The sequence below is a fragment of the Prevotella sp. AGR2160 genome (assembly GCF_000424185.1).
Taxonomy (GTDB): Bacteria; Bacteroidota; Bacteroidia; order Bacteroidales; family Bacteroidaceae; genus Prevotella.
Window position 1 is genome coordinate 1 of the sequence record NZ_AUJK01000032.1, and the last position, 11,219, is coordinate 11,219.

The 11,219-nt window shown below is 47.2% G+C and carries 10 protein-coding genes and 1 pseudogene; 5 read left to right on the forward strand and 6 right to left on the reverse strand.

What is annotated here, in order from left to right:
- From G604_RS15645 to G604_RS0112175, 4 genes are all read right to left on the reverse strand, one after another.
- On the reverse strand, nucleotides 1-127 hold a 127-nt coding region (locus G604_RS15645), incomplete at its 3' end, for a helix-turn-helix domain-containing protein (protein WP_155941952.1).
- Between the two features lie 623 nt (nucleotides 128-750).
- Entirely contained in the window at nucleotides 751-1,533 is a 783-nt protein-coding gene (gene istB, locus G604_RS0112165; RefSeq protein WP_028910795.1) for an IS21-like element helper ATPase IstB, read from the reverse strand.
- Nucleotides 1,520-3,118 carry an IS21 family transposase gene (istA, locus tag G604_RS14455; RefSeq protein WP_196801138.1) on the reverse strand — a complete coding sequence of 533 codons (1,599 nt, stop codon included), beginning with the start codon at nucleotides 3,116-3,118 and terminating at the stop codon, nucleotides 1,520-1,522. Before istA ends, istB begins: the two co-directional genes overlap by 14 nt.
- Before the next feature lie 331 nt (nucleotides 3,119-3,449).
- A complete protein-coding gene (locus tag G604_RS0112175; protein ID WP_231376162.1) occupies nucleotides 3,450-4,376 on the reverse strand; it encodes a helix-turn-helix domain-containing protein in 927 nt (308 codons plus the stop codon).
- A gap of 190 nt (nucleotides 4,377-4,566) precedes the next feature.
- Between G604_RS0112175 and G604_RS0112180 the strand changes: the two genes are divergently transcribed.
- The 4 genes and pseudogenes from G604_RS0112180 to G604_RS0112195 all read left to right on the forward strand — a co-directional run.
- Nucleotides 4,567-5,535 (forward strand): NAD-dependent protein deacetylase, encoded by a 969-nt coding sequence (locus G604_RS0112180; protein ID WP_028910797.1) that lies wholly within the window; start codon nucleotides 4,567-4,569, stop codon nucleotides 5,533-5,535.
- A gap of 7 nt (nucleotides 5,536-5,542) precedes the next feature.
- Nucleotides 5,543-6,211 (forward strand): hypothetical protein, encoded by a 669-nt coding sequence (locus tag G604_RS0112185; RefSeq protein WP_028910798.1) that lies wholly within the window; start codon nucleotides 5,543-5,545, stop codon nucleotides 6,209-6,211.
- Nucleotides 6,208-7,053, forward strand: a complete 846-nt coding sequence (locus G604_RS0112190) for a Fic family protein (RefSeq protein ID WP_028910799.1) — start codon at nucleotides 6,208-6,210, stop codon at nucleotides 7,051-7,053. Before G604_RS0112185 ends, G604_RS0112190 begins: the two co-directional genes overlap by 4 nt.
- Nucleotides 7,054-7,068: 15 nt before the next feature.
- Nucleotides 7,069-7,380, forward strand: a pseudogene (locus tag G604_RS0112195) (Arm DNA-binding domain-containing protein); the annotation flags it as partial.
- A gap of 30 nt (nucleotides 7,381-7,410) precedes the next feature.
- Here the strand turns inward: G604_RS0112195 and G604_RS0112200 are convergent.
- Nucleotides 7,411-8,310: a radical SAM mobile pair protein B gene (locus G604_RS0112200; protein ID WP_028910801.1), complete on the reverse strand. Its 900-nt coding sequence runs from the start codon at nucleotides 8,308-8,310 to the stop codon at nucleotides 7,411-7,413.
- Between the two features lie 95 nt (nucleotides 8,311-8,405).
- Complete coding sequence (locus G604_RS15735; protein ID WP_028910802.1) at nucleotides 8,406-8,783, reverse strand: hypothetical protein; 378 nt, start codon at nucleotides 8,781-8,783, stop codon at nucleotides 8,406-8,408.
- A gap of 288 nt (nucleotides 8,784-9,071) precedes the next feature.
- Between G604_RS15735 and G604_RS0112210 the strand changes: the two genes are divergently transcribed.
- Nucleotides 9,072-11,027 carry a KUP/HAK/KT family potassium transporter gene (locus G604_RS0112210; protein ID WP_028910803.1) on the forward strand — a complete coding sequence of 652 codons (1,956 nt, stop codon included), beginning with the start codon at nucleotides 9,072-9,074 and terminating at the stop codon, nucleotides 11,025-11,027.
- Nucleotides 11,028-11,219: the final 192 nt, after the last annotated feature.

An 11,219-nucleotide genomic window follows, 5' to 3' on the forward strand; every position in this document is an offset into this window, starting at 1 on the left:
GTTTCAGCTCTCTGGTAATGGTTGACGGACTGACTTTTATAGCAGCTGCTATATCTTTTTTCTTGGAATTGTTTGCAAGCAACATAGAAATTGCGTACCTTTGCTCTGAAGTCAAATGTTTGTACATAAGCAATGCAAATATATTTGATTTTGGGGAGAAAGCGTTCTCCCCTTTTTCTTTTTATCTGTCATTGCCAGTTTTCTTAACCTATATCAAGTACAAGATATCTTGGGGGCTTCTCGCCCCCAGTCCCCTCGGTGTTTTATGGTATATATTTTTTCAATATATTCCTCAACTCCGATTGCACTTCTATCTTGAACTTGCACATTTCCTCTAATGGCACTGCACAGATAAATAATACTTTTAAGTTCTCCTAATACGTAACTTGACAACGGTGCCAGACTCAAGGCTTTCGATGTTGTCGTTGACTTTGTTTTTATCATTTTTTTCATGCAAAAAATGTATTTAATAATGAATCTAAGCTATTATAAAGATACCAATCGATTATGGCAATGACAACCATATAGTACAATGACCCCAACACCCCTAAATGTTTGCCGTGTATCAAGCAGTCTATTCCGTGATAAGCACATTCGAGCAACAGCATAGATCCTGTAACCATAGCAACCAACCAAATCCACTGGCTTTGCTGGTATCTATTGATGCATGCGCTAATTAAGAAGTGACCCCTTTGCTAATATAAAAGTGACCCCCTTTCAGGTCACGGCTGCAAAGGTAATAAATTCTTTTTATTTTTCATCTTTTTGAAGTAATTTTTGATTAAACTTTTTCGTTTCTTTTAGTCGGTATGACTCCCCATTCATATTGATCAGATATGCATTATGAGTCAAGCGGTCCACAAGAGCATTTACGAGGATCTTGTCCTTGATGATCTCTCCCCATCTGTCGAAGGATAGATTTGTAGTGATAATAGTGGACTTTGTATCCGTTCTGAGCGAGAGGTGATTAAAGAGCAGCTCACCTCCTTCTTTGTCGCATGCCATATATCCGAACTCATCGCAGATGACAAGATCATAACGCTTAAAGCGTGTCTCTAGTGCGTGCAATGTACGCTGTGACCGGCATTCCTTGATCTGTGTGATAAGGTGTGGAACTGACGTAAACATGACGCTCATACGATTCTTACAAGCCTCTATGCCAAGGCCGATGGCTAAATGGGTCTTTCCCGTTCCCGGATTACCATAGAGCACTACATTATGTCCCTGCCGCACGAAGTCAAGGCTCTCGAGTTCTGAGAGTCTGGGCTTGACGCCTTTCGGCAGTTCATTGCGGTCAAGGTCTTCCAGATATTTATACTGTGGGAAGCCTGCCGTCTTCAGCCTTTTCTGCTGGCTGTTCTGTAGCCTCTGCTCATACTCTGCCTGTAGCAGAGAGCGGAGGAACTTCTCGTAATCCCATCCCTCTGCCTTGGCCTGTTCCAGATACTGGTCATAGAGGTTTCTGACAGTTCTCATATGCAACTCTCTGGTCAGTGCTGAGACACTCATCAGTTCTTTCTCATTTTGTGCCATAAGTTGTAGCTTGAAGATTCATAATACCGGTTAGGGTTTTAAGGCCCTTTTCCGCCTGCAGCTCTATCTCCTCAGACGACTGGCTCATTTGTATAATGACGGCAGAAGACTTCTCCTCCTGAGGCAGAAGTTTGTCCTTTATCAGCCGGAGGTCTATGTTGCTGACATGGCTTCTCTTTAAGCTGTCATACGCCTCTACGATATCATTATAGACAATGCCCTTTCCCTTGGCGAAGAACAGCAGCTCGATAAAGTCCCTGGGGGCGTTGAGGAAGCATCCAAAGAAGACTCTTCTGATGCCCTCCGGCGCCTGTCTGAGCGCTTCCGCGTTCTTCAGGGCGCCAGGTTTGTAGCTTAGCGTGTGCAGATAATGTTCAAGGAGTATATGCCATTCTCCTCTCCCTGTTTTGTCGTGCTCAGCTACGACCTGACCGTTGTGGATGACTTCGATCTTGTTAGTATAAATGCGCACATGTACCGTCTTTCCCACAAGGCTGTCCGGCACAGAGTAGAATAACTTCTCCACAGTGATGACTCCGTACTTGTCTACCTGGCGTTCCTCCAGCATGAAGCAGGCAATATCGTCTTTCCAAGGTTTCATAGCGGCAAAATCCTCTTCTGCCAGACGGACAATGTCTTCCGTGGCAAGGCTTTTTCCTTTTCCGTTCAGACGCTCACAGCCCTTGTTTAGATACTCTTGAGCATCCTGAAGCGAGGAGAACTTATCACACACGGAGAATACCTCCTTGCGGACTACTTTTACCGACTCTTCCACATTACCCTTCTCATTACCGCTGCGGGCGTTGCAGAACCTGTACTCGAAGCCGTAGAAACTGGACAGATCCAGAAGAGCCTCTGTTGGCTCCTTCTCCGTTCCAACGAAGGACTTTACTGCTACCTTCATGTTGTCATAGACCATACGCTGAGGAATACGACCAATATCATGGAAGTAGTCGCGGTGTGACTCTTTGAAGGCCAGCGTATGCTCGCGGATGAACAGATAGGCCTTACGGTAATTGCTGTGCGGAAGCGTAAACACGGCCATGCGGACAGTTACCGCCCTGCTGCCTATCTTCAGTTTTACATCGCCCCAGTCAAACTGACACTCCTCACCGGCAGGATGGTACTGGCGGATATAGCATTCCTTGCTCTTCTTCGGTACCTGTCTTGATACGTATGAGCGGGCATAGGCAGTAACTGTTGAGTAGCAGAACGTATAGCCCATATCCTTACACAGTATCTCCCAAACACGCTGAAGATCCATACATTGCTTACGGTTGCCCTCTGCTATCTTCCTCTTGTTTTCCTCAAGGCAGTCCTCAATGTACTGGCGAGCTTTGGCGTCCAACTTTGTACGTTCTCTCTGAGGTGTATGGAACTCTTCCTCCTTTGAATAATAGGAATCGGCAGCTTTCAATCCCTGCGTCTTAAGGATGTGCTCGTAGGTGTTGATAAAGCGACGGATTACACCACGAGAAGCCGGCTTTTTACCAGCCTTGAGCATCTCTGTCCTGATCTTCTTGGCACCATAGCCATAGACGATGTGATAATTTAGAATTTCTTTCTTACGATACACTGATATCATTGTTGCGCAGTCTCTGTGATTATAGACTGCAAAGTTAATAATAGCAAGGCAGTGTATCGGGTATTTGTGTAAGATATTTTGCGCTGACCCGAGGCACCCCCTACGTTGTCGATCTCTGGTGATCTTCAAGGGGGTCATTTTTCAATTAGCGCAAGGGGGTCATTTTTAGGCTAGCGTGAGCACCCCCACGTAGGGACATGATTGATCATGATCCGTTATGTAGGGACATAATTTATTATGTTCCGCCCGCATGGCATTTGCGCCCTCATCCGGCGAAAAACGGCGGACGGCCACAAGGGCCGCACCGGATATTCCATGATCATCCCTTTTTCTATCCCTGTGGCTTCATCTCTTTGAGAAACTCCGTCAACGTCTTTCCGGTCTGTTCCTTGAAGAATCGGGCGAGATGATTAGGCTCCGAGAAATGAAGCTGGAAGGCTATTTCCTTGATGGAATCATCTGTAAACAGCAGGCGTTGCTTCACCTCCTGAAGCAACCGCTGTTTCAGCAGATGACTGGCACTGACGCCAAACTGCCTTTGAACATACTGATTGAGTGTCACACGACTCAGATGCATCATATCGGCATAGTCATTGACGCGGTTCGACTCGGTGATATGCCGCTCCAAGAGTTGCTTGTACTGATAGGCATAGTTGTTCTGCGGCGGAGCGAATGGGAGGTTGAAGCGGCGGGCATAGAGACGGTTCAACTTCAAGAGAAACTCATAAAGGAAAGCCAGGATCATCTGATAGCTGTCAGCAACAGGATTCCGCAGTTCCACTTTCATATCTTTCAATAAGTTGAGAAATGGCTGAGCCTCTTCCTCTGTCATATCGAAATACGTCGGCTTGTCATTTTGGTAGCAATAGAGCAACCGGTACATGAAGTACTGGTCGCGGAGAAAGTTGGCAATAAACTCTTCCTGAAAGATCAAAAAGGTATATTCCGGCGTACCCTTCCCCGTATGCCACTCTTGCTGCTGATAAGGTGAGATGATGAGCAGCATGCCATCATGGAGATCAATCCGCTCACCATTAAGAAGCATGTATCCCTCCGCCTTTCTAAAGAAGTAGAACTCGAAGAAGTCGGTCATATACCGCTTCTCTAAATAAAACCACGGTGCCTTCTCCGTACTGTCCGCGGTATTGAGGAGGAAGTCTACACCACACGCTGTCTTCGTGTAGTGCATCAGTGCCAGTTGATTGGCTTTCACATCCGAGAAGGTACCGAGTTCCTTCGTACTATTTACTTTCATCATAGGCCTGACCTTTATTTGAGTACAAAGATAACGAAACAAAATGAGACATGCAAGCTCATGCTTTTCATTTTGATATTTCTGCTGATTTTTTTGGTAGCGATGAGTTGACAGAATCACCATACCTTTGCACCAGAAATCAGACGGGGAACCAATTCCCGTTGAGGTAACGCATAACGAAAGGAAAAAGACAATGACATTCTATGAGAATTGGGTCACACAGACCCAGCAGAACTACTCTATGTATTATCAACTCTATCAGCAGGGCGGTACACCTTATCAGATGAGTCATAAGGCCAAGCCGGCGTGGGAGGAACAGATTCGTCAAGCTGCAAAGGCCATCAGTGAGGCGGACGCCATCCTTGTCGGCGGAGCTTCCGGACTGTCAGCAGCCGGTGGCGGTGACTTCTACTACAGTGATACGCCCTCCTTCTATCAGGCTTTCGGTCGCTTTGCCAAGAAGTATGGTGTCAAGAATGCTTTTGAGGGCAGCTTCCGCCACTGGGACACACCCAATGAGAAATGGGCGTTCTTAGCTACATTTCTCTATACCACTCAGACAGCTCCCGTACGTGAGCCTTACAAGGATCTCGACACCATTCTCAAAGGCAAGGACTTTTTCGTCTTAACAACGAATCAGGACACACAGTTCATGAAGCTCTATCCCGAGGATAAGGTGGCCGAGATACAAGGCGACCATCGTTTCTTCCAGTGTTCCCGTCAGTGTACTGATGAGGTATGGGATGCCGTGGAACCCGTCAAGAAAATGATTGAGTCGTTGGGCGAGGACAAGACGGCTGTGCCCGACGAGCTGATTCCCCGTTGCCCCCACTGTGGTGCCGAGGCTTTCCCCTGGGTACGTGGCTACGGCAACTTTCTGGAAGGAAAGAAGTATCAGGAGCAGTATCAGAAGGTCTCCGACTGGATCGAGCAGCATGCCGACAAGAAAATCCTCTTCCTGGAGCTTGGCGTGGGAAGAATCACGCCGATGTTTATCCAGGAACCCTTCTGGAACCTCACCCTCGCTTTCCCGCACGCTAAGTATCTGTCGGTGAACAATAAGTATGACTTCCTGCCGGAACAGATAGAGGACAAGGGCCAGGTCATCGTGGGCGATATCGCCAAAGTGTTGAAAGAAATAAGACAGGATCTCGGAAAGTAAACTACGTATGGAAAACAAGATCACAGAAGCCAAGGACTGGATCAGCCAGGCTGACGCCCTCCTCATAGGGGCCAGCAATGGCTTGTCTATCGCTGAAGGCTATGACATCTTCGCCAATGACGAGCGGTTCCGGCAACTGTTTGCCGACTTCCAGCAAAGGTTCGGCATCCGCAATGTCCTTGAAGGATGTTTTTATTCCTATCCGTCAGAGAGCGACAGAGAAACATTCTTTAAGCGACTAAGGCAAGTCTGGATTGATAATTACGAACCTTCGGAAGTGATGACGGATCTGCGCCGCATCGTTAACGGCAAACCTTATTTTATCATCACTTCTAATGCCGACACTCATCTCGAACTCTCCGGTTTCGATGCTGACAAGGTCTTTGAGATAGAAGGTACGTTTGAAAGGACTGGAGAGATCGATGACAAGTCAGAGGAGCTGCAGACTTTCATCCGGCAATATGCCAACAGCAATCTTGTCGTATTGGAATTGGGCATTGGCAGCCGTAATAGGATGATCAAAGCGCCACTCATGCAACTTATAGCACAGCAGGCTGGTTGGAGATATGTCACGCTCAATCTGGCACAGGATTTGTTTATTCCTCAGCATATTGCCGACCGGAGCATTGGACTGGCAGGTGACATCAGTAAAACATTGAAGGAACTATCAACATGAAAAGGATTACCGATCCGCGCAGCGGGTACTATCATAAGAATGGCCGTGGAGGAACGGCTTACGAGTCGTTCGTGCCACAGCCTCTTCAGCATATCGTCATCAACGTTGAAGATAAGGGGCACAACGGACAGGAGCCTGCGCTTCTTGCCCTCGCTGACAAAGCTTTGGAACATCTCAAGGCAAAAGATGCGGAAGGTAAGGAGATGATGGAAGAGATTGCGGAGTCTTCCGTGCGTCTCGAGTGGAACGTTCCGCCGATGGTCCTGCTGTCGTTAGGTGACGGGACCGAGAAAAAAAAGCGCGACATTGACCAGCAGAACATGGTACGGGCTATCCGCTACGGCATCGACTGTCTTGAACGGTTACCCCTCTCAGGCCGACTGCTCAAAGACCTTCATTGGGTAGCGATGCAGGGTGAGCATAACGAGAAGAAATACCCGGGAGAGTTTCGTACGTCCCCTATCTGGATGGGAGATGAGCACGACACCCTCGAGTCGGCACCTTTCATTCCACCGGCACCCGATGACATGCTCAAGGCTTTCTATGACCTTGAACAATACATCAATGCTGATGACGATGTGCATCCGCTTATTAAAGCGGCACTCATCCATTACCAGTTTGAGGTTATCCATCCGTTCATTGACGGTAACGGGCGCGTGGGACAATTGCTCACACTGCTCTTCCTCAATGAGCGCGGTATTCTCAAGGGAGCTGCCGTCAATCTTCCACGAGTCTTCCACTTGCGCCAGTTCCCATATTTCACCGGTCTGGCATCGGTGGAAATCTCCGGAACCTATGAAAAATGGGTTCGCTTCTTCTTGGAGGCATTGATGGTAGCATAAATGTCTGACTACTGGCGGATAACACTTGGAAGAAGTATTGCGCAGTTCAGTTGTAAACTTTCCTGCAATCCCGATTTGTGGAATCCCCGTGAGAGCAGGATGGACGGCAAGAGCCGTGAGGCGGTGGAGATTAACGGAAGGTTGGAGAACCTGTTACTTTCCATTCAATCTGCCTATCTGTCGTTGATTGCCAAAGGACAGCCATTTGATGCAACCGATGTAAAGGAACTGTTTCAAGGCAATGTGCAGGCACGATGCAGGCTCATCGAAAGATTGGATATGCTCATCAGGGAGAAAGAAAGCCATATCGGTATAGACATCAAGGAAGTACAACAGTAGAGATACGCATCTGTTTTATTACATAACATTCCTTTTACCCGTATTTCCCGACCCTCTGATTTCTTCGTGATAAAGATAATTCACTATCGAGGGATGTCCTTTGGGACTTCGTTCGTAAGGCAATTCATTATCCACATACTTGCATTGAGCCTCCTGTGCCATTTTCGCGGCCTCATGCTCCAATTGCTTCCAATATGTTCGGTCTTTATGCAAATAGATTTCTTCATAAAGTGGGAACAAATGAGGATAGTGCGATTTGATATAATCCATAATGTTGGCCTTAAAACCACCCCGCAGATTGAGGTTCTCAAGCCAAAAGAGGTCGCAAATGTCTTTCACTTCATGGAAAATAGCCTTGAAATCGGTAATGCCAGGGAAGATGGGCGACACAAAACAAATGGTTCGGATGCCCGCCTCGTAGAACTTTCGCATGGCTGCGATGCGCCGCTCTATGCTTACGGCCTTGTCCATGTCGGCACGAAATGTCTCATCAAGCGTGTTGATTGACCACGATACGGTGACTTTCTTCATTTGCCGGAGCAGGTCAAGGTCGCGCAACACGAGGTCGCTCTTTGTACAAATGAGTATTTCTGCATCGCTGTCTTTGAGCTCTTCAAGCAGTTTACGTGTCCTGCGGAACGTTGCTTCTTCGGGATTATACCCATCGGTCACTGATCCAATAACCACCCGTTGTCCGGCATATTTCTTCGGATTCTCGATTGCAGGCCAATGCTTCACGTCTAAGAAAGTGCCCCATTCTTCTTTATGTCCTGTGAAGCGCTTCATGAATGATGCGTAACAATACTTGCAAGCATGGGTGCAACCCACGTATGGATTCACCGAATAGCCACCAACAGGGAGGTTGGACTTGGTCATGATGCCACGCACCTCTTTCGTTTTAATGAGTATTTCTGTCATATTTCTATTTGTTTTGATTACGGTGCAAAGGTAGTGCATAAAACAAAGACACATTCTACCATTAATAATATATATTCTACCATTTTGATAAATCATTAATTATTCGTACATTTGTTACATGAAATTAGAGAGTCACCCCCCAAGAACTTACACAAGTTCCTTTCAGCAAAACGGAATGTGGTGTAGATTTCAACATCAATACCGATACGCACGAGTGTTTGCTTGTGCGGATAAAAGAAGAACTCAACCATCCTCTTACCGACAGCTATCACATCATCGTATCCTTGCTTCATTATCTGGTTGTTGACATACGCTTCCAAGGCAGGGAAGAACTCGTTGAAATTGGCGAGACTGTCGCCTACCATCGCTCCCGGTCTTGTCATCGCCTCTTCCGGCACGATCCCGAATCGCTTGATGACACTCACCACGTCGTCGCAGGAGCCGCCTTCCGAGAAACGGCTGCTGCCATGCATACGGATATGGTAGTCGGCACAGTCGATTTGAAGGATGGTCGGTTATTTTAGTTGTTGCCGTTGGCTTTATGGCATCAACCTTCGCTAATACGTGGCTTGGAATGGTTGGTCTGTTTGCTGCTGGCATTTTATGCGCACACGTCATAGCTTGTGTTATTAAGTATTTTATAAAGAAGGCAAAATGGTGGCGTGATAGATGTTAATTATTCTAAATAATATCGCGTTGAGCAATACAATGTCATAGACATTTTGTAATATTGCAGGCAGATATGATTTAGGATAACATATATGACTTCAAAAACAATTCCTTCGGGAAGTATGGCCCATCGGCTCAGCGTGATGGGTCTGTTAGTGACTTTAGGCATCGTTTATGGCGACATTGGAACGTCACCGCTCTATGTCATGAGAGCAATCATCGGTGCCACTCCTGTTATTACCACCGACTACATTATTGGTGCAGTGTCGTGCATCATTTGGACGCTCACTATTCAGACAACATTAAAATACGTTGTGCTGGCACTGCGAGCAGACAACAACGGAGAGGGTGGCATCCTGGCACTCTATGCCTTGGTGAGGAAGCATGGCAGTGCATGGCTCTATCTCCTTGCCATCATCGGAGCAAGCACACTCGTTGCCGACGGAGTCATCACACCTTCCATTACCGTTTTGTCAGCCATAGAGGGGCTGCGCGCTTATGAGCCTTCCACCCCCGTCATCCCTATTGCCATTGCCATCCTTACGGTGCTGTTCTTTATCCAGCAGTATGGTACCAGTGCCATCGGCAAACTTTTCGGTCCGTTGATGCTATTGTGGTTCTCGATGCTTGGCATACTGGGACTGACACATATGGGTGACAGTTGGGTGATCCTCAAGGCTTTTAATCCCTGGTATGCCATCCGTCTGTTGACTACCAGTCCGGAACGGTTCCTCATTTTGGGTGCTGTGTTTCTTTGTACAACAGGTGCTGAGGCTCTCTATTCCGATTTGGGCCATTGCGGTAAGCAAAATATCCGGGTGAGCTGGGCCTTTGTCAAGACAATGCTCATCTGCAATTATCTCGGTCAGGGAGCTTGGATCATTTCCCACGCCGACCAGCTGACGACGGGCACGAATCCTTTCTACGCCATTATGCCGCATGCCTTTCTACCCGTGGGCATAACGATGGCCACCATAGCAGCCATCGTGGCCAGTCAGGCGCTTATCAGTGGGTCGTTTACTATCTTTAGTGAGGCCATGAATCTCCATTTCTGGCCACGGCAGCGCATTAAATATCCTACCGATATCAAAGGGCAGTTGTATATACCGTTTATTAATGTCAGCCTTTACGTACTGTGCATCGTCGTCATCTTGTTTTTCCAGACTTCCAGTAATATGGAGGCAGCCTACGGACTGGCTATCACGGTGACAATGCTGATGACCACCTTGCTCTTAGGTTGCTATCTCAAGCAAGGCAAGATGCAACGGAGTATCGTGATTCTCGTCATCAGTTTTTTCGTGGTTTTGGAGAGTATCTTCTTCGTGGCCAACCTGGCCAAATTCATGCATGGCGGTTGGGTGACGATGCTATTAGCTGGAACCATCTGTCTTGTGATGTATGTGTGGTACAATGCCGACAAGATCAGAAACACCTTTGTGGAGCACCGCGACATCCGGAAGTACTATGATATATTGTCGGATATCAAGGCTGACACGTCAATCTCTAAGTTTGCTACCAATGTCGTTTATATGAGTCGGTTCGGTGGCAAGTACGATGTGGAACAGAAGGTGCTGTACTCCATTATCAACAAACATCCCATGCGCGCCGACCACTATATCTTGCTGCACACGGATTATGAGGACACACCCAATGAACGCAGCTACGACTTCTATGAACTGATACCGGGTACGCTTTACCGCATCAACCTTCACTTAGGATTCCGCGTGCAGCCTTATGTCAACCTCTATCTCCGTCAAGTCATCGAGGATCAGGTGGAGAAAGGCAGCTTTGCGCTTGTGAGTGGCTACGACTCGTTGCGTCGCCATCATGTGGCGGGAAACTTCATCTTCGTGTTTATCAAACGAGTATATGCAGAATTCAATGTGTTTACTCCCAAGGCCCGTTTCATCATGACCATCTATAATCTTGTACATCATCTCAAGCAGAGTGCTCCGAAGGCCATGGGCTTGAGCACCAGTAATGTCTTTGTAGAGACCGTTCCGCTTGTAGTTAGGACAAGGAAGGTGGAACGTGTGAAGCAGAATTAATTGGATAACTACCAAAGGTTTCCCGCTTTCTCTTTGTCGTTTGGAAAAACATGGCTATATTTGTAATATCATTATGAAGCTGCGGGCAGTCATAGAACGGATTACGTATCAGAATGGCGAGAACGGCTATTCAATACTGAAGGCACGGGTGAAGGGGTACGACGACCTCGTCACCCTTGTCGGCAATATGCT

Bases quoted from the DNA above. Each gene is read 5' to 3' on its own strand.
- istB (WP_028910795.1), bottom strand. From the start codon at position 1,533: ATGGCACAAAATGAGAAAGAACTGATGAGTGTCTCAGCACTGACCAGA.
- istA (WP_196801138.1), bottom strand. From the start codon at position 3,118: ATGATATCAGTGTATCGTAAGAAAGAAATTCTAAATTATCACATCGTC.
- G604_RS0112175 (WP_231376162.1), bottom strand. From the start codon at position 4,376: ATGATGAAAGTAAATAGTACGAAGGAACTCGGTACCTTCTCGGATGTG.
- G604_RS0112180 (WP_028910797.1), top strand. From the start codon at position 4,567: ATGACATTCTATGAGAATTGGGTCACACAGACCCAGCAGAACTACTCT.
- G604_RS0112185 (WP_028910798.1), top strand. From the start codon at position 5,543: ATGGAAAACAAGATCACAGAAGCCAAGGACTGGATCAGCCAGGCTGAC.
- G604_RS0112190 (WP_028910799.1), top strand. From the start codon at position 6,208: ATGAAAAGGATTACCGATCCGCGCAGCGGGTACTATCATAAGAATGGC.
- G604_RS0112200 (WP_028910801.1), bottom strand. From the start codon at position 8,310: ATGACAGAAATACTCATTAAAACGAAAGAGGTGCGTGGCATCATGACC.
- G604_RS15735 (WP_028910802.1), bottom strand. From the start codon at position 8,783: ATGCATGGCAGCAGCCGTTTCTCGGAAGGCGGCTCCTGCGACGACGTG.
- G604_RS0112210 (WP_028910803.1), top strand. From the start codon at position 9,072: ATGACTTCAAAAACAATTCCTTCGGGAAGTATGGCCCATCGGCTCAGC.